Source organism: Rhizobacter sp. AJA081-3 (assembly GCF_017795745.1).
In the GTDB taxonomy this organism is placed as follows: domain Bacteria; phylum Pseudomonadota; class Gammaproteobacteria; order Burkholderiales; family Burkholderiaceae_C; genus Piscinibacter.
Map to the genome: position 1 here is coordinate 2,703,666 of NZ_CP059067.1, position 23,516 is coordinate 2,727,181.

At 71.3% G+C, this 23,516-nt stretch carries 23 protein-coding genes; 10 read left to right on the forward strand and 13 right to left on the reverse strand.

What is annotated here, in order from left to right; genetic code table 11:
* The first annotated feature begins 9 nt into the window (after positions 1-9).
* Positions 10-963 carry an OmpA family protein gene (locus tag HZ992_RS12820; protein ID WP_209382244.1) on the forward strand — a complete coding sequence of 318 codons (954 nt, stop codon included), beginning with the start codon at positions 10-12 and terminating at the stop codon, positions 961-963.
* Here HZ992_RS12820 and HZ992_RS12825 read toward each other — a convergent pair.
* The 3 genes from HZ992_RS12825 to HZ992_RS12835 form a co-directional block, all read right to left on the reverse strand.
* Positions 889-9,243, reverse strand: a complete 8,355-nt coding sequence (locus HZ992_RS12825; protein WP_209382245.1) for a glycoside hydrolase family 94 protein — start codon at positions 9,241-9,243, stop codon at positions 889-891. The genes HZ992_RS12820 and HZ992_RS12825 overlap by 75 nt on opposite strands.
* Before the next feature lie 4 nt (positions 9,244-9,247).
* Positions 9,248-9,490, reverse strand: a complete 243-nt coding sequence (locus HZ992_RS12830) for a hypothetical protein (protein ID WP_209382246.1) — start codon at positions 9,488-9,490, stop codon at positions 9,248-9,250.
* Between the two features lie 177 nt (positions 9,491-9,667).
* On the reverse strand, positions 9,668-10,219 hold the full coding sequence (locus HZ992_RS12835) for a sterol desaturase family protein (protein WP_209382247.1): 552 nt from the start codon (positions 10,217-10,219) through the stop codon (positions 9,668-9,670).
* Between the two features lie 164 nt (positions 10,220-10,383).
* Between HZ992_RS12835 and HZ992_RS12840 the strand changes: the two genes are divergently transcribed.
* Entirely contained in the window at positions 10,384-11,046 is a 663-nt protein-coding gene (locus tag HZ992_RS12840; RefSeq protein WP_209382248.1) for a Crp/Fnr family transcriptional regulator, read from the forward strand.
* 16 nt (positions 11,047-11,062) lie between these two features.
* On the opposite strand, the gene HZ992_RS12845 is transcribed toward HZ992_RS12840, so the two are convergent.
* The 3 genes from HZ992_RS12845 to HZ992_RS12855 form a co-directional block, all read right to left on the reverse strand.
* Positions 11,063-11,758, reverse strand: a complete 696-nt coding sequence (locus HZ992_RS12845) for a VIT1/CCC1 transporter family protein (protein ID WP_209387159.1) — start codon at positions 11,756-11,758, stop codon at positions 11,063-11,065.
* Positions 11,759-11,820: 62 nt separating this feature from the next.
* Positions 11,821-12,036: a hypothetical protein gene (locus HZ992_RS12850; RefSeq protein WP_209382249.1), complete on the reverse strand. Its 216-nt coding sequence runs from the start codon at positions 12,034-12,036 to the stop codon at positions 11,821-11,823.
* A 61-nt stretch (positions 12,037-12,097) separates the two neighbouring features.
* The gene (locus HZ992_RS12855) at positions 12,098-12,649 is read right to left on the reverse strand and encodes an NADPH-dependent FMN reductase (RefSeq protein WP_209382250.1); all 552 of its coding nucleotides are present in this window, start codon (positions 12,647-12,649) and stop codon (positions 12,098-12,100) included.
* A 241-nt stretch (positions 12,650-12,890) separates the two neighbouring features.
* Here HZ992_RS12855 and HZ992_RS12860 point away from each other — a divergent pair, with 241 nt between their 5' ends.
* From HZ992_RS12860 to HZ992_RS12890, 7 genes are all read left to right on the forward strand, one after another.
* On the forward strand, positions 12,891-13,388 hold the full coding sequence (locus tag HZ992_RS12860) for a hypothetical protein (protein ID WP_209382251.1): 498 nt from the start codon (positions 12,891-12,893) through the stop codon (positions 13,386-13,388).
* A gap of 28 nt (positions 13,389-13,416) precedes the next feature.
* Positions 13,417-14,454 carry a zinc-dependent alcohol dehydrogenase family protein gene (locus HZ992_RS12865; RefSeq protein WP_209382252.1) on the forward strand — a complete coding sequence of 346 codons (1,038 nt, stop codon included), beginning with the start codon at positions 13,417-13,419 and terminating at the stop codon, positions 14,452-14,454.
* 82 nt (positions 14,455-14,536) lie between these two features.
* On the forward strand, positions 14,537-14,695 hold the full coding sequence (locus tag HZ992_RS12870; RefSeq protein WP_209382253.1) for a DUF3309 family protein: 159 nt from the start codon (positions 14,537-14,539) through the stop codon (positions 14,693-14,695).
* A gap of 38 nt (positions 14,696-14,733) precedes the next feature.
* Positions 14,734-16,008, forward strand: a complete 1,275-nt coding sequence (locus HZ992_RS12875) for a PQQ-dependent sugar dehydrogenase (RefSeq protein ID WP_209387160.1) — start codon at positions 14,734-14,736, stop codon at positions 16,006-16,008.
* Positions 16,009-16,018: 10 nt separating this feature from the next.
* On the forward strand, positions 16,019-17,395 hold the full coding sequence (gene cls / locus HZ992_RS12880) for a cardiolipin synthase (RefSeq protein WP_209382254.1): 1,377 nt from the start codon (positions 16,019-16,021) through the stop codon (positions 17,393-17,395).
* A gap of 17 nt (positions 17,396-17,412) precedes the next feature.
* Entirely contained in the window at positions 17,413-17,817 is a 405-nt protein-coding gene (locus tag HZ992_RS12885; RefSeq protein ID WP_209382255.1) for a DUF2177 family protein, read from the forward strand.
* Positions 17,818-17,902: 85 nt separating this feature from the next.
* The gene (locus HZ992_RS12890) at positions 17,903-18,871 is read left to right on the forward strand and encodes a GGDEF domain-containing protein (RefSeq protein ID WP_209382256.1); all 969 of its coding nucleotides are present in this window, start codon (positions 17,903-17,905) and stop codon (positions 18,869-18,871) included.
* Here HZ992_RS12890 and HZ992_RS12895 read toward each other — a convergent pair.
* The 5 genes from HZ992_RS12895 to HZ992_RS12915 all read right to left on the reverse strand — a co-directional run bounded on the left by HZ992_RS12895 (position 18,840) and on the right by HZ992_RS12915 (position 21,553).
* Positions 18,840-19,304, reverse strand: a complete 465-nt coding sequence (locus HZ992_RS12895) for a hypothetical protein (protein ID WP_209382257.1) — start codon at positions 19,302-19,304, stop codon at positions 18,840-18,842. The two genes, HZ992_RS12890 and HZ992_RS12895, sit on opposite strands and share 32 nt — an antisense overlap.
* On the reverse strand, positions 19,301-19,681 hold the full coding sequence (locus HZ992_RS12900) for a hypothetical protein (RefSeq protein ID WP_209382258.1): 381 nt from the start codon (positions 19,679-19,681) through the stop codon (positions 19,301-19,303). Before HZ992_RS12900 ends, HZ992_RS12895 begins: the two co-directional genes overlap by 4 nt.
* Complete coding sequence (locus HZ992_RS12905) at positions 19,681-19,956, reverse strand: hypothetical protein (protein ID WP_209382259.1); 276 nt, start codon at positions 19,954-19,956, stop codon at positions 19,681-19,683. The genes HZ992_RS12900 and HZ992_RS12905 overlap by 1 nt, the downstream gene beginning before the upstream one ends.
* A 43-nt stretch (positions 19,957-19,999) precedes the next feature.
* Positions 20,000-20,161, reverse strand: a complete 162-nt coding sequence (locus HZ992_RS12910; protein WP_209387161.1) for a DUF1328 domain-containing protein — start codon at positions 20,159-20,161, stop codon at positions 20,000-20,002.
* 168 nt (positions 20,162-20,329) lie between these two features.
* Positions 20,330-21,553, reverse strand: a complete 1,224-nt coding sequence (locus HZ992_RS12915; RefSeq protein WP_209382260.1) for a sensor histidine kinase — start codon at positions 21,551-21,553, stop codon at positions 20,330-20,332.
* A gap of 68 nt (positions 21,554-21,621) precedes the next feature.
* On the opposite strand from HZ992_RS12915, the gene HZ992_RS12920 reads away from it, so the two are divergent.
* Positions 21,622-22,254 carry a response regulator gene (locus HZ992_RS12920; RefSeq protein WP_209382261.1) on the forward strand — a complete coding sequence of 211 codons (633 nt, stop codon included), beginning with the start codon at positions 21,622-21,624 and terminating at the stop codon, positions 22,252-22,254.
* 21 nt (positions 22,255-22,275) lie between these two features.
* Here HZ992_RS12920 and HZ992_RS12925 read toward each other — a convergent pair whose 3' ends face one another.
* A complete protein-coding gene (locus tag HZ992_RS12925) occupies positions 22,276-22,686 on the reverse strand; it encodes a response regulator transcription factor (RefSeq protein ID WP_209382262.1) in 411 nt (136 codons plus the stop codon).
* Positions 22,687-22,790: 104 nt separating this feature from the next.
* The gene (locus HZ992_RS12930) at positions 22,791-23,510 is read right to left on the reverse strand and encodes an ABC transporter ATP-binding protein (protein ID WP_209382263.1); all 720 of its coding nucleotides are present in this window, start codon (positions 23,508-23,510) and stop codon (positions 22,791-22,793) included.
* Positions 23,511-23,516 lie beyond the last annotated feature (6 nt).

The following is a 23,516-nucleotide window of genomic DNA, read 5'->3' on the forward strand; positions in this document are numbered from 1 at the left end:
AACACGACCATGACCACGAACCGATTCCTTCCCCTCACGCTGGTGGCACTGGCGGCGCTGGCAGCCTGCAGCAGCGTGCCCGTCGGCAACGCGCAGCTCGACGAAGCCCGCCGCGACTACCGCGCCGCGCAGGAGAACCCGAAGGCGCGCGACCTCGCCAGCGGCGAGATGCGCCTGGCTGGCGATGCGCTGGCCCGCGCCAGCGACGCCTGGACACGCGGCGACGACACCGACAAGGTGAACCACCTGTCCTACCTGGCCCGCCAGCGCGTGGCCATCGCGCAGGAGACCGGCAGCCGCAAGGCCTCCGAGCTCGCTGTCACCAACGCCAACGTGGCGCGCAATCAGGTCCGCCTGGAGGCGCGCACCGACGAGGCCGACGCAGCGCGGCGCAAGGCCGAAGCCGCCCAGCAGGACGCCCAGGCGTCGCAGCGTCAGGCGCAGGCCTCGCAGCAGCAGTCCGAGGCGGCGATGCGCGATGCGCAGGCCGCGCAGCGCGACACGCAGAACGCGCAGCGCCAAGCCGCCGACAGCGCCGCGCGCAACCGCCAGCTCGAGGCGCAGCTGAAGGACCTGAACGCGAAGCAGACCGAGCGCGGCCTGGTCGTCACCATCGGCGACGTGCTGTTCGAAACCGACCGCGCGCAGCTGCGTGCCGGCGGCATGCGCAACGTCGAGAAGCTGGTGGCCTTCCTCAACCAGTACCCGCAGCGCAAGGCGCTGGTCGAGGGCTTCACCGACAGCACCGGCAGCGAGAGCTACAACATGGAGCTCTCCGGCCGCCGTGCCGACGCGGTGCGCACCGCCCTGGTCGACCAGGGCGTCGGTGGCAGCCGCATCGCCACGCGAGGCTACGGCGAGTCGTACCCCGTCGCCGGCAACGACAGCTCAGGCGGACGGCAGATGAACCGCCGCGTCGAGATCGTCCTGTCCGACGAGTCCGGCGCGATCGTGCCGCGTTGAGGCGTCGGGCGCGGGGCTGCCACCGGCGGCCCCGCGCTCGTCCGTCAGCGGGATCACGAAACATTGATCCTGCGTCAGCGCCGGCCAGTCGAGCGACTGGCCCGGCAGCAGCAGCCGCGCCGCCCACGGTGCGGCGTCCTGCAGCGCCACCTCCGCCGTTGCCCGCATCAGGATGAAGCGCATCGTGCGCCCGTCGCGCCTGAGGCTCAGCTCCGCGCGCGGCCAGTGCGCGGGCAGGCAGGGAAGGAACGACAGTTCATTCGCTCCCAGGCGCAGGCCGAAGATCGACTCCACCGCCGCGCGGTGCATCCAGGCCGCCGCGCCGGTGTACCAGCTCCAGCCCCCGCGTCCCGTGTAGGGCGGCTGCGTGTAGACGTCGCCCGCCATCACGTAGGGCTCGATGCCGTAGGCCGCGCCGTGCGCCGAGTTCGCCGCCCGGTGAGCCGGGCTCAGGAAAGTGAAGTAGCGCCACGCCGCCTGGGCGCTGCCGGCTGAGCCGAAGCGCGTGGCCAGTTCGGCCTGCGCCATCAGTGCCCACACCGCACCGTGGGAGTACTGCCCACCGTTCTCGCGCACACCCGGCGGGTAGGCCTGGATGTAGCCGGCGCTCGGCACGGCGTGCACGAGCGGCGGGTCGAGCAGGCGCACCAGCCCGGCAGCCGTGTCCACCAGCTGGTGCTCGACCGCGCCCATCGCCGCGACCTGTCGCGGCCACGGCGCCGCGCCAGACAGCACGGACCAGGACTGCGCGATCAGATCGATGCGGCCTTCCTGGTTGGCGTGCGAGCCGAGCGGGCTGCCGTCGTCGAAGAAGGCGCGCTTGTACCAGGCGCCGTCCCACGCCGGCCCGTTCAGTGCCGCCTTCCATCCCAGCGCCGCCGCCTCCCAGCGCTGCGCGCGGGGCACTTCGCCGCGGCTGCGCGCCAGCGGCGCGAAGCCGTCGACCAGCGCGCACAGGAACCAGCCCAGCCAGACCGATTCGCCGCGCCCTTCGTGGCCGACGCGGTTCATGCCGTCGTTCCAGTCGCCGCTGCCCATCAGCGGCAGCCCGTGCACGCCCACGCGCAGGCTGCGGTCGATGGCGCGCGCCGCATGTTCATAGACCGAGGCCACCTGCACGCCGACCACCGGCGTGTCGTAGATGTCCTCGACGCCGGGCGGGATCTGCGCGCCTTCGAGAAAGGGCACGGGCTCGTCGAGCACAGCCGCGTCGCCGGTCGCGCGCACGTAGTGCAGGCAGGCATGGGCCAGCCACAGCAGGTCGTCGGAGAAATGCGTGCGCACGCCGGCACCGCCGGGCGAATGCCACCAGTGCTGCACGTCGCCTTCGGGGAACTGCCGCGAAGCCGCGAGCACGATCTGCTCGCGCAGCATCTGCGGCGCGGCCCAGGCCAGGGCCATCGCGTCCTGCAGCTGATCGCGAAACCCGGTCGCACCGCCCGCCTGGTAGAAACCGGCCTTGGCCCACATCCGGCACGACACCGCCTGGTAGAGCAGCCAGCGGTTGACCATCGCGTCGAACAGCGGGTCGGGCGTGGAGACGGTGGTGGCCTCCAGCAGCCCGTCCCAGTGCGCGCGCACGGCCGCCAGCCGCTGCGTGGCCGGCACGCCGGCCGCACGGGTGGCCAGTTCACGGGCCGCATCGGCGCTGGCCGCATAGCCGAGCAGGAAGACCCGCTCCAACGCTTCACCCGCCGGCACGCGCACGACCGTCGACAGGGCCGCGCAGGGGTCGAGGCCGCCGCCTTGCTGCTGGCCGAAGTGATCGGGCAGCACCAGGCGGCCGCGCGCATCGAAACACTCGCGGCGGTCGCAGGTCCAGTCCTCGCCGTCGTCGGCACCATCGGTCAGGCCGAAGAAGGCCGTGCCCTCGCCGAAGCCGGCGGACTGCTCGCGCTGGGTGCACAGCAGCGCGGTCAGCTTCTGCCCCGGCAGGCGCTGGCGGTGCAGCGCGGTGTGCACCGTGCCGCGATCGCCGCGCTGCGCTCCCATCGTCCATTCGACGATGCCCGCCAGGCGCAGATGCAGCGTGCGCTGCCCGCGGTTGACGATGCGCAGCCGTACCTGCTTGACGGCGCTGATCGTGTCGACGCACCAGCTCGCCGTCACGTCGGCATCGCCGTGCCGGTGCGCGATGACGCTGTGGCCCTGGCCATGCGTGACGCGGTAGCTCACGCGCTCGTCACCCGGGCTGCCCCAGGCGCAGGGCGTGGCGCTCCAGGTCTGCCGCGTGCGCAGGTCCTGCAGCAGCAGCCACTCCGAGGGCGGGTCGGCCACCGCGTCGTTCGACCAGGCGGTGAGCTGGTTCATGCGGCTGTTCAGCGCCCAGGTGTAGCCGCCGCCCGCTTCCGACACCTGGGTGCCGAACTCTGCGTTGGCGATCACGTTGATCCACGGCCGCGCCGGACGCTTCTGCGCGCTCACGTCGAAACCGAACTCGGCCGTGTCCGGCGCAAAGCGGCCCTGCGGCGCGGGCACCGGCGTGGCCGGCCCGGAGGCCACCAGCACCGCCACCGTCGACACCGCATGGCGCTGCTCGAAGGCCTGCTCGTGCCGCTCCACCCACTCCTGCACGTGATGCAGCAGGGGCCGGCCGTCGGCGCGCAGACGCACGCGCGCCAGGCCCTTGAGCGTGGCCAGTTCGGCCGCGGACACCTCGTGCGACTGCAGCACCACGAAGCCGGTGCTGGACACGCCGCCCTGCGCCGCGCTGTCGGCCAGGTGGCGATCGCGCAGCGCCATGACGTCGTGCTGCAGCGCCATCAGGTAGGAGGCCGGCTCGGCATTGACCACCACCAGGTCGCAGGCGACACCGCCCCAGGACCACAGGCGCAGCGCCTGCGCCAGCGAGCGCAGCAGGCCCAGGCCCTGCGAGACGCCGGCGGTGACGAGCACGATCGGCCGGTCGCCCGAGAGGCCGAAGCGCCACAGCAGACGGCGGTCGCAGGGTTCGGCATGCGAAGCGCCGGCCGATTGCGGCCGGGCCAGCGTGAGCACCAGCGCCGTCGTCAGGCTCTGCACGGCGGCGAAGTTCTCCGCGCCGATGCGCAGCGCACGCAGTCGGATGCCGGCCAGCGTGGCCGACATCAGCGAGGCGCGCTGCACGTGGATGGGCTGGCGGTACTTGTCGATCACCGCGCTGAGCACGCCGCCGTTGTCGGTCGCCGCGGTGGCGAAGGTCAGCATCGCCTTGCCCCGCGGCGCGATGCGCAGGCGCACGGCCAGCGCGCACACCGGGTCGAGGCCGGTGTCCAGCGCCACGGGCGCGTCGTCGACCGACAGGGGCGGCAGCTCGAACGAGGCCAGCGGCCGGCTCGCCCCACGGTTGCGGCCGAGCCAGCGCTGGCGGTCGGCCTGCACGCGCACGCTGATCACCTGCGGGTCGCTGGCAGCGATGAAGTGCGCCGCCATCATGCCGCGCTCGGTGGCCAGCCGCGGCGTGCGTTCGAACACCAGCGCCTGGTGGGCATCGCGCCACTGCGCGCGCACGAACAGGTTCGAGAAGGCCGGGTGGGCCTCGTCGGCGCGCGGTTCGGCCAGCGTCACCTCGAAGGCAGACAGCAGCTCGATGTCCAGCGTGCGGTCGCTGAGGTTGTGCAGTTCGACCTGGCGGAACTCGATGTCGTCTTCCGGGCTCACCCACACCGTCGTGTGCGCCTGCACCTCGGACCAGGCGGCGTCGAAGCAGACGCGGTCGGCGTGGTAGGTGCTGCGGTACACCGCGGCATGGTCGGGCGCCGGGTGCTGCGTGATCGACACGGCGCGTGGCTGCTGGTCCCAGCGCAGGTAGAAGAAGCTGCCCAGCGCGTCGCGCAGGGCATCATCGCGCCAGCGCGTGATGCCGGCGCTGCCCCAGCGGCTCCAGCCGGCACCGTTGGCGCGCAGCGAGACGCTGTAGCGGCCGTTGGACAGCACATGCGTGGGCTCCAGTGCCGCAGCGCCGGGCAGCACCTCGCGCAGCAGGCCCGGCGTGCGCCGCTGCAGTGCCTGCGGCGGCGGGCCGGCGAGCGGCGCATAGAGCATCGACACCTCGCGCGGCGCACGTTCGTGCAGCAGCGGTGCCACCGCCTCGATGTGCGAATCGGCCATGCCCCAGCGGCGCACCACGCCATCGTGCAGCACGTTGGCCAGGGCCACGATGGTCATGCCCTGGTGGTGCGACATGAAAGTGGACACCGGCGTGAAGCCCTCGGCCTGCGACTGCCGCGAAGGCGTGTAGTCGAGCGCCTCGATGAAGCCAAGGGCCTCGCGCGCGCCCAGCGTCTGCAGCAGGTCGAAGTTGGCCGCCGCGCGGCGTGGCGCCACCTGCGCGGCCAGCCCGGTGGCATAGGGCGCGATCACCAGCTCGTCGGGGGGCGTGCGGCGCAACGCCAGCCGCGGCACGCCTTGCGGCGCGTACTGGTAGGCCAGCGTGTGGTCGCGCCCCGCGTAGGCGGACTCCGAGATGCCCCAGGGCACGCGGTGCGCGTGCGCGAAGTCGATCTGTTCGCGCAGCGCGGCCAGGCAGGCGTCGCGCAGCACGCTGCCCTCGGGTTCATCGAGCACCAGGCTGGGCATCAGGTACTCGAACATCGAGCCCGACCAGGAGCGCAGCCCCGCCCTCGCGCCCACTGCATAGAAGGGCCGGCCGAGGGCCGCCCAGTGGCCCACCGGCACGTCGCCCTTGGCGATGGCCAGCAGGCTGGTCAGGCGCGACTCCGAGGCCAGCAGGTCGTAGAAGCCGGCATCGAGCTGCTGCTCGGCGACGCGGTAGCCGATGTGGAACAGGCGACGCCGGTGGTCGAACAGGAAGGCATAGTCGGCGCCCCAGGCGAACTGCGCGCAGCGCTGCGCGATCGCCTGCAGCCGCTGCAGCGCATCGTCGTCGAGATCGCCCTCGCGCGCCAACGCCAGGCAGGCCTGGCCGACGGCGAGCAGGTGGCCGCCGAGGTTGCCGCTGTCCACCGTGGATACGTACATCGGCAGCAGCGGCGCACACGTCTGCGTGTCGTACCAGTTCATGAAGTGGCCGCGGTGGCGCTGCAGCGTGTCCAGCGTGGTCAGCGTCGCCTCGATGCGCGTCAGCAGCTCGGCCGTGCCGATCCAGCCGAACTCGCGCGCGCAGGCCACGCTGAGCAGGTACAGGCCGATGTTGGTGGGCGAGGTGCGGTGCGCCACCATGTCGTGCGGCAGCGTCTGCAGGTTGTCGGGCGGCAGGTGGCTCTCGTCGGCGGTGACGCAGCGCTCGAAAAAGCGCCAGGTGTCGCGCGCGATGCCTTCGAGGTACTCGCGCGTCACCTCCGGCAGCTCGGCCGCGGCGCGCGCGGGCTGTGGCCGGCTCACCCACCAGGTCCACAGCGGCGAGGCCGACCACATCAGGCACAGCGTGATGGCCAAGGCGGGGTGCGGCGAGCCGGACGCGAGCAGCCCGGCGAGCAAAGCAGCGCCGAGCAGCGGCTCGGCCGCATGGCGGCGCCACAGCACGGCAAGGCGCGTGGAGGCCTGCGCCTGCGCGGTGGCGGCGGTGGTCCACTGCAGCAGGTGGCGCCGGCTGACGGCGGTGCGCCAGAGCGCGCGCACGATCGCATCGGCATTCGCCAGCGCCTGCTGCAGCAGCTGCGCGAGGTGCCACAGCCCACCCCACAGCGCGCGAGCCAGGTCGGCGAAGGCCTGGCGGTAGAAGTGCAGCCGGGCCAGGTCGTCGCGCTGCGGCGACAGGCCCGACACCGCGCCCATCAATGGCCCGGCGGCGAAGGCGGCCAGCAACAGCCCCAGAACCGCCCAGGGCGACACCACGGTGCCGGCCAGCGCCAGCGTCAGCAGCGCCAGCGACATCGGGGCCACCAGCGAGCGGCGCAGGTTGTCGAACATCTTCCAGCGGTTGACGGCGCGCATGCGGTAGCGCCCGGGTGCCATCAGGAAGGGCAGCAGCTGCCAGTCGCCACGCGTCCAGCGGTGCACGCGCGAAGCGGCCACGTCGGCATGGAACGGCGCGTCCTCGATCAGCGTGATGTCGGTGACGGCCGCGCAGCGCGCCAGCGAGCCTTCGAGCAAGTCGTGGCTGAGCACCTGGCCGTCGGGCAGGCGCTGAGCCAGCACGGCATGCATCGCGCGCACATTGAGCAGGCCCTTGCCGGTGAAACTGCCTTCGCCGAACAGGTCCTGGTAGACCTCGGAGGTGGCAGCGCTGTAGGGGTCGATGCCGCACTGCCCGGCGAACAGCCAGTGGAAACGCGTGAAGTCGCGCGCCGCCGGCAGCGGCGTGACGATGCGCGGCTGCAGGATGCCGTAGCCGCCCACGACCTGCAGGCCGTCGGCCGACAGGCGCGGCTGGTTGTGCGGGTGCGCGGCCACGCCGACCAGCTCGCGCAGCCGACCCGGCGGCAGCTGCGTGTCGCTGTCGAGCGTGACGAGGTAGCGCGCGCCGGCCGCCAGGCGCGAGGACTCGCCGCAGTCGATGAAGCCGCCCGAAGGTTCATCGGCCAGCGCCGCCACCAGCTGCTCGAGCTTGCCGCGCTTGCGCTCCCAGCCGATCCAGCGCTGCTCGGTCTCGCTGAATTCGCGCTCGCGGTGCAGCACGATGAAGCGCGGTGCCGCGCCGGCATCGCGCGGGTCGCCCGGGTGGCGCCGGTTCAGCGCCTCGATGCCCGCCACCGCCTGGGCGAGCAGCGGTGCGTCGCTGTCGCGCTGCGCCGTGTCGGCGTCGGCCCAGTCGCTGAGCAGCGCGAACTGCGCCTCGCGCTCCGGGTTGGCCAGGTGGTGCAGCTCCAGCCGGTGCACCAACGCCTCGACCCCCTGCGCATCCGTGAGCATGGCCGGCACGACGACGAGCACGCGGTGCTCCGCCGGGATGCCGGTTCCGAACGACAGGCGCGGCAGCGGGCGCGGGCGTGCCGACTCGCTGATGAGGCGGTTGATCACCGCGACCACCGCCTCCGAGGCCGGGAACAGCATCAGCAGCGCGGCCGGCAGGGCCGCCCACTCCAGCGCGGTGTGCTGGCGCATCAGCAGCCAGGCCGTGACGCCCAGCGTGCCCAGCAGCAGCGCCACCAGGTAGACCGGCAGGGACAGCCGCGCGACCACGCCGCGCCATGCGCTGGCGGCGCGCTCGTGCAGACCGAGCGCATGCAGCAGCGCCGGCCGCCCGGCGCCGAGCAGCCAGTGGCTGGGCACGCCGGCCAGCGCGTCGCCGGCGGGGGCCGAATGCATCAGGTCGAGCAGGCGCTGGGCCACCACGCGCTCCCGGCATCCGCTGCGGCGCGACAGCCGCTCGATGCCATGCAGCGTCTGGTCGCGCGTGGCCACGTGCTCGGCCTCGAACACCGGCGAGGTGAGCATCAGCCGCATCAGGAGGCTGGTGCGCGCCACGATGTCGGGCCAGTCGGCGTCGCCGATGTCGCGCAGCGAAGTCACGGCGTTGCTGACGCTGAGGTTGTCCGCCGCCTGGTCGGCGCTCTGCTGCGCCTGCAACGCCGCCAGGTCGGGCAGTGCCAGGCGCAGCCACTCGTGGTGGGCAGCCTGCAGGCCGGCCCCGGCGCCGGGCTGCAGGTCCTGCAGGCGTTGCGCCATCTGCCCGAGGAAGACGCGGCCGACACCCCGCCGCTCGAGCAGCGCGAGCAGTGCATCGAGCGCCGGCACGCCGTGCGCGCCGATGCGGTCGCACACCAGGTTGGCGACCTCGCGCGCGGCCTTGTTGGTGGCCACGCGCTCGGCCAGTCGCCGCAGGTTCTCGATCAGCACCACGCGCAGCGTCGTGGGCAGCGCCCACATCTCGCTCAGGCGCAGCTCGCGCGTTTCCTGGTACGCGCCGAGGAAGGCGGCCAGCAGGTCCTCGTCGAAGGCGCCGTCGGTGTGGGCCACGAAGGCCCAGGCCACGCCGTACACGCGCGGCAGGCCGGCCAGCGGCGGATCGACGAGCACCGGCAGCTCGCGGAAGTAGCGCCGCGGCAGGCCTTCGCGGATCTGCGTGAGCTGGGCCTCGATGAGGTGGAAGTTGTCGAGCAGCCATTCGGCTGCCGGGCTGACGTCGTAGCCGGTGGCGGCCTGCACGCCGATGTAGCGGTGCGCCTCGCGCAGCGCGACGATATTGCTGCGCAGGCGCGGGTAGAAGGTCGGCATGCGCAGGCGCGAGCGCGACACGCGGTGCGTGTCGCCCAGGCTCAGGCCATGCTGCGCGAAACGCTGCTGGCCGAAGATCTCGGAGCGGATCGGTGGCGGCACCGGCCCGCGCGAGGCATCGAGGATGGCGCACAGCGCCGCCGACGCCTCGGGGACCAGCCGCGCCAGCGCGGAAGACACCATCGCCCTACCAGGCCAGGGAGCCGACGCCGATCACCAGGGTCAGCACCACCACCGTGGTCACGAAGCGCGCCGCGACAAAGCCCTGCACGGCTTCTGCGCCGCAGCGCAGCACGAACAGGCGACCGGACAGCGAGCGGCACAGGTGCAGGTGCTCGCCGAGCGCCGACAACTCCATGGGAGAGGTGTCGACGGCATCGCCGAAAGACGCCGTGCTCCAGTTCGGCCCGGCGGGGCCAGTTGCGGTCATGAGGCAGCCTTGTCGTGGGCGTGGGTGTGGGCCTGGACCGTGTCGAGGAGCGATGCGTTCCCGCAATGTCGAATCTGGCGCGCGATCATGGTTGGTGGCTCTCTCGGGGCTCTCGTGGACTTCGGTGTGATTCCCCTTGTAGCTGGCCGCGTGTTCGCTGTCTGTGCGTTGTCGAACCTAGCCCTTCCCGGGCACCGTGCCGAACACGCGATCCCAGAACGAAGTGGTGACGCCATAGCAGCAGTGCGTGCCGGCGTGGTGGTGCATCGCGTGCCAGCGCTTGCGCTCGCGCAACCACGCACTCCCGGCGCGCCAGTGGTGCGTCGCGTGGTGCGTCACGCCGTAGGCGAAGTAGCCGGCCAGCAGGCCGAGCGTCAGCGCGCAGGCGATCCACAGGTCGGCCAGCAGCAGCGCCGGCAGGAACACGAAGACGACGATCAGCGACGCGCTCAGGATCGTCGGCGCGCAGATCATCGCCCTCGGCCGCTCGTGGTGTGCTGCATGCCAGCGGCTGAACGGCGCCACGCCATGCAGCAGGAAGCGGTGCAGCAGGTACTCGAAGCCGCTCCAGCCCCAGGCGCCCATCAGCACGCACGCGACGATCACCAGGCCATGATCGCGCGGCACACCAGCCAGCAGCACGCCGGTCAGCGCGACCACCGCCGCGCCGTAGAGGGCAAAGTCGGCGCCATAGGCCGCCTTGCCGTGTTCGATCGACAGTATTCCCATGCAATCGACGCTAGGGCCGGATCAGCGCCCGGTCTGTGCGCTGGGAGACGGTGCAGCACGCGCTTCGGGAACAGACTGCGCACACCGATCGACGGGAGTGCCGCAGCGATCGGCATGACCACGGAGCACTCACATTGGCCGATGCACAGAACCACCTGATCGAAATGCTCCCACGCAAGGATTGCGAACGGCTGATGGCCGTCGGCGAACCCGTGGAGCTCGTGCTCGCCGAAGTGCTGTATGAACGTGACACGGTCGTGAGCCATGTCTACTTTCCGGTCGACGGCTTCGTGTCGCTGGTGACACAGGTCGACAAGCATCCGAGCCTGGAGGTCGGCATGGTCGGGCGCGAGGGCATGGTCGGCGCGCCGATGGCGCTGGGGATCGCCACCACGCCGCTGCGTGCCGTCGTGCAGGGTGCCGGATCCGCCTGGCGCATCGGCGCGGTGCCCTTCCGCCGCGAACTGGCGCGCAGCCCGGCCCTCAAACAGTGCCTGGACCGCTACCTGTACGTGATCATGGCGCAGCTCGCCACGTCGGCTGCGTGCCTGCGATTCCACCTGATCGAGCCGCGGCTGGCGCGCTGGCTGCTGATGACGCAGGATCGTGCCCACGCCGACAGCTTCCACGTCACGCACGACTTCCTGGCCTACATGCTCGGCGTGCGCCGCGTGGGCGTGACGATGGCCGCCGGTGCGCTGCAGGCCAGCGGCCTGATCGAATACCACCGCGGCGAACTGAAGGTGCTGGACCGCGCGGGACTCGAAGCGGCGGCGTGCAGTTGCTACGCCGCCGATCTGCGCGGCTACGACTCCGTGATGGCTTGAGCCGCCGACGCGAACGTCAGACGACGGCGCCGAACCAGGCGCCCACGCCGGCCGTGATGGCCATGGCCAGCGCACCCCAGAAGGTCACGCGAAACGCCCCGAGCCAGGGCTTCGCACCGCCCACACGCGCCGCCACCGCCCCGAGCAGCGCCAGGAACAGCAGCGAAGTGCCGACCACGCCGGCCATCAGCTGAGACCCGGGCATCAGCGCCACGACGGCCAGCGGCAGCGCGGCGCCGACGCCGAAACTCGCGGCCGAGGCGAGCGCCGCCTGGATCGGCCGGGCGCTGAGCGCGTCGGTGATGCCGAGCTCGTCGCGCGCATGGGCGCCGAGCGCATCGTGCTTCATCATCTGCTCGGCCACCTGGGCGGCCAGCGCCGGCTCGATGCCGCGCGCCGCGTAGATGGCTGCCAGCTCGCGCCGCTCGGCGGCCGGGTCGGCATCGATTTCGGCCTGCTCGCGCGTCAGGTCGGCGCGCTCGGTGTCGGCTTGCGAATGCACCGAGACGTATTCGCCCGCCGCCATTGACATGGCCCCGGCCACCAAGCCCGCCACCCCGGTGGTCAGGATGGAAGCATGGCTCGCACTTGCCGCGGCCACGCCGACCACGAGGCTCGCGGTGGAGACGATGCCGTCGTTGGCCCCCAGCACCGCCGCGCGCAGCCAGCCGATGCGATCGGTGCGGTGGCGTTCGGTGTGGTGGCGGCGCATGAGGGTCATGCCCGAGTGTGCCGCAGGAGCGGCCGGCATGGCGGGCTCGGGCATGCGCTGCATCAACGCTTGGTCATCGCGAGTGACTCGAGTGCCCAGGTCTCGGTTTCCTCGTCCCATCGGTGCGACTTGACGAACTCGGCACGCTCCATGCACACCTGGGCACGCGTCAGCCGCTCGGCAGGCGGCGCAACGGTGGCCTGGGCGAAGCCGGACGTGGCACCCGCGGCAGCCAGCAGCACGGTGAGAACGCGAAGGCGTTTTGGCAAGCGGTTCATCGTGGAGTTTCCATTCCTGGTTTGAAGGGCCATGAGGGCATGGCGCGCCGGCGCCCCAGGGTCACGCGGCGTGTTTCGTCACCCAGGCGACGTAGCGGTCAGTCCAGCTCTGAAGAAAAGCGCGACTGCTCTCCTGCACGTCACCGGAAGGCTCGAACAGGCCGGGCTGGGCCTGCATGAACACCTCGGGCTGGCCCAGCGTGGGCATGTCGAGGTAGGCCAGCACGTTGCGCAGGTGCTGCTGCGCCATCGAGCTGCCGGGAGCGCCCACCGAGATGCCGATCACCCCGGCCGGCTTGCCCGCCCAGGCGCTCTTGCCGTAGGGGCGCGAGCCGTGGTCGATGGCGTTCTTCAGCACGCCGGGGATCGAGCGGTTGTATTCGGGCGTGGCGAACAGCAGGCCGTGGGCCAGCGAGATCGATTGCTTGAGCCGCTGAACGGCCTCGCCGGGCTTGTCGTCGTCGTCCTGGTTGTAGGGCGGCAGGTCGCCGATGGGCACCTGCGTGGCAGAGAAGTTCGACGGCATCAGGCGGATCACGGCGTTGACGAGCTGGCGGTTCAGCGATTCGCGGCGCAGGCTGCCGACGATCACCGCGATGCGGTAGGAAGTCATGGGGGTCCTCGAAGAACGGAAGGTGCGCCATCGCACCCGGCAGGCCACGGTAGGTCGCGGCCAGGCCAGCGTCTGTGCGCTGGACGACGCATGCCGCCGCGGCACGCAGGCGCAGCCCAGGCGCGGGCGTGCGCATCAACGTTCGTTGCCGCACAGACGCAATGCAGCGCTGCGCGCATGGTCATGGCCGGCGTGGATGTCGGGCCCCGACCCCCTTTGCCGCCAGGGAGTCCAGATGCGCATGAACCTGTCGCGAGCCGCTTGGCCGACCGACCCCGCTGCCTTCTTCGTGCCGCAAGGCAAGGCGAGCGCCGAACCTCGCCCCGACATCGGCCCGGTGGCGACGGAGCACGACTTCAGCATCCTGCGCCATGCCTTCCGGCCCACGGGTGGCATTGCGCGCGGCGACGACCTGTCGCGGCTGCTCGAGGACCACCGCTGCGGCGACTTCATCAGCCTGGCGCGCTTCATTGCGCAGCACGAGATCTTCGCCTTCCAGTGGCGCGACTCGTTCTGGATCCCGATGTTCCAGTTCGACCTGCAGGATCTGTCGATCCGCACCGGGCCGCGCCGCGTGCTGGCGGAGCTGGCGTCGGTGTTCGACGGCTGGGCGCTGGCCGTGTGGTTCGCGCAGAGCAACTCATGGCTGCACGGGCATCGCCCGGTGGATCTGCTCGAGTCCGATCTCGACAGCGTGCTGCAGGCCGCTTGCGCCGACCGCTTCATCGCCAACGGCTGAACGCCGACCATCCCGAGGACCTCTTCCCATGCAAGCACTCGTCTACGTCGGACCCGGCAAGAAAGCCGTGCAGGACCGCCCCACACCCGCGCTGCAGCAGCCCGGCGACGCGATCGTGCGGATGACGCGAAGCACCATCTGCGGCACCGACCTGCACATCCTGAAGGGCGACGTGGCGACCTGCCTGCCCGGCACCGTGCTCGGCCACGAAGGGGTCGGCATCGTCGATGCCGTGGGCACGGGCGTGACCGGCTTCAAGGCGGGCGACCACGTGCTGATCTCCTGCATCAGCGCCTGCGGCCGCTGCGAGCCCTGCCGCAAGGGCATGGGCTCGCACTGCACCACCGGCGGCTGGATCCTCGGCCACCGCATCGACGGCACGCAGGCCGAGTACGTGCGCATCCCGCACGCCGATACCAGCCTGTACCCGATCCCGCCCGGCGCGCAGGAAGAGGCGCTGGTGATGCTCAGCGACATCCTGCCCACCGGCTTCGAGTGCGGCGTGCTCAACGGCCGTGTGCAGCCCGGCGGCAGCGTGGCCATCGTCGGCTCCGGCCCGATCGGCCTGGCGGCGCTGCTCACCGCGCAGTTCTACGCGCCGGCGCAGATCATCATGGTCGACCTCGATGACAACCGCCTGGCTGTCGCCACGCGATTCGGCGCCACGGCCACGGTGAACAGCGGCGCCGGCGACGCCGCGCAGCAGGTCATGGCCCTGACGGGTGGGCGTGGCGTGGACACCGCCATCGAGGCGGTGGGCATTGCCGCCACCTTCGAGCTCTGCCAGGACATCGTCGCCGCCGGCGGCACCATCGCCAACGTCGGCGTGCACGGCACCAAGGTCGACCTGCACCTGGAGCGGCTGTGGTCGCACAACATCACCATCACCACGCGGCTGGTCGACACGGTGTCGATCCCGATGCTGCTGCGCAGCGTGCAGTCGCAACGCGTCGACGCGTCGCAGCTCATCACCCACCGCTTCGGCTTCGAGCGCATCCTGCAGGCCTACGACACCTTTGCCAACGCGGCCGACACGAAGGCGCTGAAGGTGATCATCGAGTTCTGATCTGGCGCAATGCCCATCTGTTCGACAGCGCACAGAAGTACGCCGGGTTAGCGCCTAACCTGAGGCACAACCGGAGAAATCCATGAGCCTCGGAACCATTCTGCTGATCGTGCTGATCCTGATGCTGATCGGCGTCTTCCCCACCTGGCCGCACAGCAGCGGCTGGGGCTACGGGCCCAGCGGCGGCATCGGCCTGGTGGTCGTCATCGTGCTCGTCCTGCTGCTCATGGGTCGTCTGTGACCCTGCGTGCCGGCCCGGCCATCGGGCTGGCGCTGGGCATGCTGCTGGCCGCCTGCGGCGAACCCGCCCGGCTGACGGTCGCGGCCGGCACCGGGCCGCGCCCCGAACTGCCGTCACCGCGCACCAGCCTGATCCCGACCGTGCACATCGCGCCGGCGCGCGGCTGGGTCGACGGCGCCACGCCGCTGGCCGCGCAGGGCCTGCAGGTGCACGCATTCGCGCGCGGGCTCGACCACCCGCGCTGGCTGCTCGTGCTGCCCAACGGCGACGTGCTGGTGGCCGAAACCAATGGCCCACCTCGCCCGGGCGACGGCGGCGGCGTCAAGGGCTGGGCGATGGGCGTGGTGATGAAGTCGGCCGGTGCCGCCGTGCCCAGCGCGAACCGGATCACCCTGCTGCGCGATACCGACGGCGACGGCGTGGCCGACCTGCGTTCGGTGCTGCTCGACGGCCTCGCCTCGCCCTTCGGCATGGCATTGGTGGGCGATCAGCTCTACGTGGCCAACACCGATGCGCTGCGGCGCTTTCCCTACCGCAGCGGGCAGACGCAGATCACCGCGCCCGGCGTCACCTTGCTGGCCTTGCCGGCCGGAACGATCAACCATCACTGGACCAAGAACCTGATCGCCAGCCGCGATGGCAGCAGGCTCTACGTCACGGTGGGCTCCAACAGCAACGTGGCCGAGCGCGGCATGGCGGCCGAGGCCGAACGTGCCGCCATCTGGGAGGTCGATCTCGCCACCGGCCAGCATCGCGTGTTCGCCTCCGGCCTGCGCAACCCCAATGGCATGGCCTGGGCGCCCGGCAGCGGCGCGCTGTGGACTGTCGTCAACGAGCGCGACGAACTCGGCAGCGACCTGGTGCCCGACTACCTGACCTCGGTGCGCGACGGCGCCTTCTACGGCTGGCCCTACAGCTACTACGGCAGCCATGTCGATGCGCGCGTGCAGCCGCCGCGGCCCGACCTCGTGGCCACCGCGACCGTGCCCGACTACGCGCTCGGCCCGCACACCGCCTCGCTGGGCCTGGCCTCGTCCGCCGGTTCGCGACTGCCTGCGGCCTTTGCCGAGGGCATGTTCATCGGCCAGCACGGCTCCTGGAACCGGCGGCCGCACAGCGGCTACAAGGTGATCTTCGTGCCCTTCACAGGCGGCCGGCCTTCGGGTATACCGATCGATGTGCTGACCCGCTTTCTCACCCCCGATGGCGATGCGTCCGGCCGGCCGGTCGGCGTGGCCATCGATCGCCAGGGCGCCTTGCTGGTGGCCGACGACGTGGGCAACGTCGTCTGGCGCGTCACCGCGGCCCCCTGAGGTACCGTACATGCGCCGCAGCCTGCTCCTCGCGCTGCTGTGCGTGTCGGGCTGCACCGGTTGTGTCAGCCTGCCGGTCATCGTGCCGGATCTGGCCCGGCCAGCCGTACCGGCCGTGCAGCTCGAGGGCTCGCGCGGGCCGCTGACGGCGGCGCAGAGCAAGGCCGTGCTCGCGCGGCTGGCCGCCCGCGGTGAGCCCACCGACATCTTCGCGCGCCACCTCGCGCTGGAGGAAGCGATCGTCGGCAGCCCGCTGACCGCCGGCAACCGCGTCACGCTGCTCAAGGACGGCCCGGCCACCTACCGCGCGATGCTGGCCGCCATCGAGGCGGCAACCGACCACGTCCACATGGAGACGTACATCCTCGACGACGACGAGATCGGCCAGCGATTCGCTCAGGCCTTCATTGCCAAGCAGCGTGCGGGCGTGCAGGTGCGGCTGATGCGCGACAGCGCCGGCACGATCAGCACGCCGGCCACCTTCTTCCAGCCGCTGGCCGATGCCGGCGTGCAGATCGTGGAGTTCAACCCGCTCAATCCGCTGAAGGCGCACGACGACTGGGAACTGAACCAGCGCGACCACCGCAAGCTGCTCGTCGTCGACGGGCGCGTGGCCTTCCTCGGCGGCATCAACATCAGCAGCGTCTACTCGGGTGGCTCGTTCAGCCAGGGCTCGCGATTGCGTCCCGGCGGAGGGCCGGCCTGGCGCGACACGGACCTGCAGCTCGAGGGCCCGGTGGTCGCCGAACTGCAGAAGCTCTTCCTCGCCGCCTGGGCGGCTCAGAAAGGCCCAGTGCCCACCTCGACCGGGCTGTTCCCGCCGCCCGAGCGGGCCGGCCACCAGGTGGTGCGCGCCATCGGCAGCTCGCCCGACGAACCGTTCAGCCTGATCTACGCGACGCTGCTGTCGGCCATCGGCAGTGCCGAGACCAGCGTGCAGATCACCAATGCGTACTTCGCGCCCGACCCGCAGTTGCTGGCCGCGCTCGAGGCGGCGGTGGCGCGCGGTGTCGAGGTGCGGCTGATCCTGCCGAGCCAGACCGACTCGTGGCTGATCTTCCACACCGGGCGCGGCTTCTACGAGCGGCTGCTGCGCGCCGGCGTGAAGATCTTCGAGCGCCGCGGCGTGATCCTGCATTCCAAGACCGTGCTGATCGACGGCGTGTGGGCCACGGTGGGCTCGACCAACCTCGACTGGCGCAGCTTCCTGCACAACCACGAGCTCAACGCCGTGGTGCTGGGCGCCGAGTTCGGCGCGCAACTGCAGGCGATGTTCGACGCCGACCTGGCCGGCTCCGACGCCATCACGCTGGAGGCCTGGACACGGCGGCCGCTCGATCTGCGCATCAAGGAGATGTTCGCGCGGCTGTGGGAGTACTGGCTTTAGCCGATACGCTTCGCGCCATGACCAAGTACGTCGCCGCCTACGCCGCCACCGCTCTCGTCATGCTCGTGCTCGACGCGATCTGGCTTGGCCTGATCGCCGCGCCGCTGTACCAGCAGGGCATCGGCCACCTGATGGCGCCGCAGCCGCGGCTCGGCGTGGCCGCGATCTTCTACCTGCTCTATCCGCTGGGCATCGTGATCTTCGCGGTGGCCGCAAGGCCGGCCGGGGCCTGGCAGCCCACGCTGCTGGCCGGCGCGCTGTTCGGCTTCTTTGCCTACGCCACCTACGACCTGACCAACCTGGCCACGCTGAAGGGCTGGCCGATCGGCCTGTCGCTGGTCGACGTCGCCTGGGGCAGCGCGGTCAGCGCCGTCTCGGCCGGCGCCGGGCGCTGGGCGATGGATCGCCTCGACACAGCCTGAGACACCTCGGCCGCGCGGCTGCGTACGTTGGCGAACAGACGCCAGCCCCCCGGCTGCCTACAAGGGTCGAATGGAAAGATTCGACATGTCCCGACCATCGGCCGGCAGCAGCGCCGCGCCGACCAGCAACGGCAGGCACCCTCAGCCCGGCCATGCCAACGGCAACGGCAACGGCAACGGCAACGGCCACGCCGGCAACGGCCACAGCGCGCCGCCCGTGGCAGCCGACGTGGCGAACGACGTCGCGGTAGCCGACTGGAACGACATGCTTCAGGCCGTGAAGGAGCGCATGCGGCAGCTCGGCGACGCGATGCGCTCGCACGACGCCGACGCGCCGTCCGGGGTGCTGGAGTGCGCCACGGCACTGGATCAGCTGCAGGAAACGCTGCTGCACGAACTCGGCCGGCATCGCCGCCTCGAGCTGGAACTGTTCGACACGCGCATGGCGCTGGCGATGTCGCGCAGCGCGCTGGCCGGCACGCGCGACGGCGAACGCCGCGCCCGCCACCAGGCGCTGCATGACGACCTCACCTCGCTGCCCAACCGCACGAACTTCCTCGCCCGACTGCAGGAATCGCTGGCACCGGGCGAGGCCTCACGGGCACCGCTGGCGGTGTTCTACCTCGACCTGGACGCCTTCAAGGCCGTCAACGACACCCATGGCCATGCCGCCGGCGACGAACTGCTGCGCATCGTCGCGGCGCGTCTGGCGCGTGCCCTGCGCGCGGAGGACCTGGTCGGCCGGCTGGGCGGCGACGAGTTCGCCTGCCTGATCGCCGACATGCCCGGCCCGGCGGCGCTGACCCAGCTCGCCCGCAAGCTCTACGACACGGTGGCGGCGCCGCTGACCATCGGTGCGTTGCGCTTCGTCGTGCGCCCGAGCATCGGCATCGCGATATGCCCGGATGACGCCGACACCGCGGCGACGCTGCTCCAATGCGCCGACGCCGCGATGTACCGCGCCAAGCGGCAGCAACTGGGCCATGCCTTCTTCGAGGCGCAGGCCGACGCGCCGGCGCGATTCAGGGCGCCGCCGGGGGCGGCCGCTCCTTGACGAGCGAGGCCAGCACGGCCAGCCACGCCGGGCCCGGAACGCGGGCCATCGCCGTCGAGAACAACTGTGGCATCAGCCCGGCGAGCAACGCGGGGCTGAGCAGCCAGCGCCAGGGCCGGCTCCACGCGAACAGGCCGCCCGCCAGCACGGACGCCGTGACCAGCAGCAGCGGATGGCGCTGCGCGAGCGGCGCCACGGCGGTCTGCGTGGCCTGTGCGGCGAGCAGCAGCGCCGGGCGCAGCGGATGCTTCGCCCACCAGCCCCGCGCGCCGTCGATCAGCCCGCCGATCCCGGGAATCGCGCTCCAGGCATCGAATCCGCCCGCATGCGCAGCCGCAGCCTGGTCGCCGCCGTTGCGCTGCACCGCCAGGGCCATGCGCAGCCTCTGCCGCGAGAGCGCGAGCCGTTGCACCACGCCGATGGCCGCGCTCACGCGGCCCCCGCCTGCTTGAGCATGCCCAGATCGGCCAGAACCTGCTCGCGCACCAGCGCAAAGGCATCGCCATCGGCCGTGCGCCGCGCGGCGGCCAGGCAGGCCACTGCCGCGAGCAGTGGCGGCAGCGGCACAGCCAGCAGCGCCCAGGCGGCCTGGCCCGGCACCGCGGGCAGCATCGCCCACAGCATCAGGGCCACGCCGCCGAGCACCGCGGCCACGCCGAGCAGGCACAGGCCGAGGGCAGCGAGAACCGCCTGCCTGCGCCAGGCCGACACCGCCTGGCCGGTCTGCGCCGACACCAGCTCCGCATAGGCCCGGGCATGCTCGACGAGCAGCTCGGGCTGGCTGGCGATCAGGCGCAGGATCGGTTGCATCACGTGCGCGAACGACTGAGCAGTGAAATCAGGGCTGTCAACGCCGCGCCGGCGGCCGCAGCCATCAACATGGCCTTCACCGGCTCGTGGCGGATGTAGTCCACCGTGCTGTCGCCGGCATGCTGGGCCTTGGCGCGCAGATGGTCGGTACCTTCGATCACGGCATCGAGGCCGCGGTGTGCCATCGCGCTGGCCTTTTCGGCCGTCCGGTCGATGAGCGGGCCGGCCTGGGCGGCCAGAGAATTGCCTGATTCGGGGATCTTCGGGTCGAACATGATGGGTCCTTGGAGAGTGGGGGGAAGGTGGGAAGGGTTGGCCTCAGCGCTTGAGCAGCCCGAACAGGAAAGTCACCACGGCGAGCACGAGGAAGACCATGAAGAGGATCTTGGCGATGCCCACCGCGCTGGCGGCGATGCCGCCAAAGCCGAACACGGCCGCGATCAGCGCGATGACGAGAAAGACGACGGCATAGTGCAGCATGGTGGCCCCCTTGCAGTTCGCGTCGGCGCCCGTCCGACGGGTGTCGGGCTGGAGCGGCGCCGCAGCGATGCAGCCAGTGTCCTGCGGCCGGTACCCGATCGGCATCGGCTTGCAGGCCGACGCCTTGTCGGTCACGTCGCCCGGGCGCCGTAGGACGGCGCCCACAGCTCAGGCCTGGGCCGCCTGCGGCAGGCTGACGCGGATCATCGTTCCCTGTCCCGGTGCCGACACCACGGTCAGCACCCCGCGCTCGGCCTCGGCGCGATAGCGCATGCCCATCAGCCCGTGGGCGCTCGGCGGCTGGCTCCGCGGGTCGAAGCCCACGCCATCGTCGCGCACGCTCACCTCGACACGATCGCCGCGGTCGCGCAGCGTCAGCCAGACGTTGCGCGCCTGGGCGTACTTGGTGATGTTGGTGATGGCCTCCTGCACGAGTCGGTAGACCACCAGCTCGGCGCTCTCGCCCAGCCGCACCGGCTGGAGTTCGCAGTGCACCGCGATGCCGGAGCGCTCGGCGTATTCGCGCGCCGTGATCTCCAGCGTGACCACGAGGCCGAGGTTGCTCAGCGCCGAGGGCCGCAGGTCTTCGGTGATGCGGCGCTTCAGCGCGATCACGCTGTCCAGCGTGGCGACCAGTGCGCCCAGGCGCTCCAGCGCCTCCGGTGCGGCCCCGGCCAGGCGAGACTTCATGCGCGCGGCATCGAGCTTGGCCGAGGTGAGCAGCGCACCGAGTTCGTCGTGCAGGTCGCGCGCCAGCCGGTTGCGCTCGTCCTCGCGTGCCGTCTGCAGGTGCTGCGCCAGTTCGGTGAGCTGCGCGGTGCGCTGCGCCACCTCGGCCTCGAGGCGGTCGCGCTCGCCCTGTATCTGGCGCTGGCGCTCCTTCTGCTGCGTCTGCAGCGCCGAGGCCTGGCGCAGCATCATGTACAGCGCGAACAGCCCGAAGCCGCTGAGCAGCGCCACGCCCAGGCGGCCGAGCATCAGCGTACGGTAGAGCCCCTCGCGGCGAGTGACCACCTCGCGCAGCTGGTGCGCCAGCAGCGCGTTGATCAGCGGCGCCGTCTCGCGCTCGCCGGCGCGTTCGGCCACCAGCGCCTGCAGGCGGGCCACCTGCTCGGCCGGCAGGATTTCGGCGCGGTAGTGGTCTGCCAGGAAACTCAGCGAGGCCTCGATCTCGCGGCGCACGACGGAGCCGGCCACGGCGCCCGGCAGCTCGGGCAGCCGGCGCTGCAGGTTCTGGATCTGCGTGCGCGCCGCGCCCATGCCGCCGAGTTCGTCGAGCGCGCTCACGGAGCGCCGGTAGGAGACTTCGCTGACGAAGACGAGCGCGGCCACCACGGCGCAAGCCATCGCCAGGACCACCGGGCTGCGTCGCAGGACAGTCCAGAAGACCATGCCTACCGCCAGGCCACAACCGGGGCCGAAAGCGTGAGACGATGGCGTACCAAACTGCGCCTCTCGCCATGATCCGAATCGCCATCGTCGACGACCATGCCATGGTCCGCGCCGGGCTGCGCCAGTTCTTCTCCGATCAACCCGACTTCGCCGTCGTGGCCGAGGCCGCCAGCGGCCGCGAGGCGGTGGACATCGTGCGCAACGCCGAGGTCGACGTGATCGTGCTCGACATCTCCATGCCCGAGCAGAGCGGTGTCGATGCGCTCGCGGCCATCAAGGCACGCGCGCCCGACCTGCCGGTGCTGATCCTGTCGGGCTTCGCCGAGTCGCATTACGCCACGACGCTGCTGCGCCTGGGCGCCAGCGGCTACCTCAACAAGGACTGTGACCCGGAGGAGATCGTCAAGGCGATCCGCACCGTGTGCCGCGGGCGCAAGTACATCACCGCGGCGGTGGCCGAGCAGCTCGCCGACACGCTGGGCGAAGGCGGCGACCGGCCACTTCACGAGACGCTCTCCGAACGCGAGCTGCAGGTGTTCCTGCGCCTGGCCAAGGGCGAGACCATCGGCCACATGGCCGAGAGCATGTCGCTGAGCGTGAAGACCGTGAGCACCTACCGGACCCGGGTGATGGAGAAGATGAAGCTCGCCTCGAACAGCGACCTCACGTATTACGCGCTGAAGGCGGGCCTGATTCAATAGACGCAGGTCACTGAAGCCGGCTCACGACAGCGCACCGAGGCTGCTGTCGGTCGGCTCGCCGCTGGCCAGGCGGCTGCAGTACTGGATCAGCGCATCGATCTCGTTGGACTTGTCGAACACCCGGTCGGCACCGAGCTCCATGCATTTGCGCCGCATGTCCGGCGTCGCGTAGTTGCTCAGCACCACGAGCTTGCGCCGCTGCGGCATCGCCCGCGCGGCGCGCAGCACGCCCAGGCCCGAGCCGCCCTTGAGGAAGATATCGACGATCACCAGGTCGGCGCGGTGGTCGGCGCGCTCCAGCCACTGCAGCGCGCCCGACTCGTCCTCGGCGCTGCCCACCACCTCGACCGGCAGCAGTTCTTCGAGCGTGGCGATCAGGTTCTCGCGGATGACCGGACTGTCTTCGACGATGTACGTCTTGAGCGGCTGCATGGGGTGATACGGCTCGACCTGCGGGGCTGGGGTACCCCGTGAGTGTGCGCCCTTTGCGGAGCGGCGGCATCGGCCGGAAGCCGGGGCCTCTTGTGGGCCTTGTCCTACGCGGGCGTCTTCACCGGCCGCTCGTCGCTCTCGACGCGGCCGTCCACCAGCTCGATGATGCGGTCGCAGCGCTCGGCCAGCCGCGGGTCATGGGTGACGACCAGGAACGAGGTTTTCAGCTCGGCGTGCATGCGGCGCATCAGCGCGAAGACCTCGTCGGACGAGGCCCGGTCCAGGTTGCCGGTGGGCTCGTCGGCCAGCACCAGCGGCGGCTGCATGACCAGCGCGCGGGCGATCGCCACGCGCTGCTGCATGCCGCCGGAGAGCTCGCCCGGCCGCTTGGCCATCGCCTCGCCCAGCCCCATCGCGGCGAGCACGGCGCGCGCATGCTCGCGCTGCGCGGCACTGACGCTGCCGTCGCGCATCAGCGCCGGCAGGGTGACGTTCTCCAGCGCGGTGAAGGCCGGCAGCAGGTGGTGGAACTGGAAGACGAAGCCCAGCGCGGCGCGCCGGCGCAGCGTCAGGCCGGCGTCGTCCAGGCCGCTGACCTGCTCGCCCTGGATGCGGTAGCTGCCCGCGGTCATCGGCTCGAGCAGGCCGATGATGTTCAGCAGCGTGCTCTTGCCCGAGCCCGAGGGCCCGATCAGCGCGGCGAACTCGCCGGTGTCGAGCGTGAACGACACGCCGTGCAGCACCTCGGCCTCGTTCGGGCGGCCCAGGTTGTAGCTCTTGCGGATGCCGTCGAGCTCGATCAGCGGCGTGGAGGCAGCGTTCACGGGCGC